At 69.5% G+C, this 1493-nt stretch carries 1 protein-coding gene; it reads left to right on the top strand.

The window, feature by feature from the left end; translation table 11 throughout:
- Positions 1-267 precede the first annotated feature (267 nt).
- Positions 268-1470 carry an IS110 family transposase gene (locus ACFY0K_RS44685; protein WP_390644773.1) on the top strand — a complete coding sequence of 401 codons (1203 nt, stop codon included), beginning with the start codon at positions 268-270 and terminating at the stop codon, positions 1468-1470.
- Positions 1471-1493 lie beyond the last annotated feature (23 nt).

Below are 1493 nucleotides of genomic sequence, written 5' to 3' on the forward strand. Positions count from 1 at the left end.
CCCCCGTTATGTTTTCCGCGGTCCTGCAAGAGGGCCGCTGGCCTCCGGGCCCGGCATGACTGTTCCCCCCTGTCGAGCGGATGACCTGGGGGGTGGTGTCACCGGGCCCGGGAGGCGCCGTTGGAGACGCTGATGAGAGGTCCGACTACCGCCTGGCCTGGCGCAATGCCCGGCCGCTTGCGGGCGGCAGGTCTGCATAACGTGGATGCGCGCATACGACGCCAACACCCTGGCCAGCACCGCACGAACCCCGCTCGGGAGGATGGGTTGGACGACATCGACGACGTGGGCGTCTTCCTCGGCCTGGACGTCGGCAAGAGCGCCCATCACGGGCACGGGCTGACTCCGGCAGGGAAGAAGGTCTTCGACAAGCAGCTGCCCAACAGCGAGCCGAAGCTGCGGGCCGTCTTCGAGAAGCTGGCCGCGAAGTTCGGCACCGTGCTGGTGATCGTGGACCAGCCCGCCTCCATCGGAGCACTCCCGCTGACGGTCGCCCGGGACGCCGGCTGCAAGGTCGCCTACCTGCCCGGTCTGTCCATGCGGCGGATCGCCGATCTTTACCCGGGCGAGGCGAAGACCGACGCGAAGGACGCCGCGGTGATCGCGGACGCAGCCCGGACCATGCCGCACACCCTGCGCTCGCTCCAGCTGACCGACGAGATCACCGCCGAGCTGACCGTGCTGGTGGGCTTCGACCAGGACCTCGCCGCCGAGGCGACCCGCACCTCCAACCGGATACGCGGCCTGCTCACCCAGTTCCACCCCAGCCTGGAGCGCGTCCTCGGCCCGCGCCTGGACCACCCTGCGGTGACCTGGCTGCTGGAACGCTACGGATCCCCGGCCAGCTTGCGAAAGGCCGGTCGTCGCAGGCTCGTTGAGGTGATCCGGCCCAAGGCCCCGCGCATGGCCGCCCGCCTGATCGACGAGGTCTTCGACGCGCTCGACGAGCAGACCGTCGTCGTTCCCGGCACCGGCACCCTCGACGTCGTGATCCCGTCCCTGGCCCGTTCGCTCGCGGCCGTCCACGAACAGCGCAGGGCCCTGGAAGCGCAGATCGGACAGCTGCTGGAGGCTCACCCTCTTTCCGCGGTCCTGACCTCGATTCCGGGGGTCGCGGTCAGGACCGCCGCCACCTTGCTGGTCACCGTCGGCGACGGCACCAGCTTCCCCACCGCCGCTCACCTGGCCTCCTACGCCGGCCTCGCCCCGACCACCAAGTCGTCGGGGACCTCGATCCACGGGGAACACGCGCCACGAGGTGGCAACCGGCTGCTGAAACGGGCGATGTTCCTGTCCGCGTTCGCCGCACTGCACGACCCCGCCTCCCGCGCCTACTACGACCGATGCCGGGCCCGCGGAAAGACCCACACTCAGGCACTTCTCCGCCTGGCCCGACAGCGGATCAACGTGCTGTTCGCAATGCTCCGCGACGGCACCTTCTACGAACCCAGAACCCCACGCCTCACTTGACGAAAGACATAGAGGCACCCCCC

This window comes from Streptomyces sp. NPDC001507, from assembly GCF_042894765.1.
GTDB lineage: Bacteria > Actinomycetota > Actinomycetes > Streptomycetales > Streptomycetaceae > Streptomyces.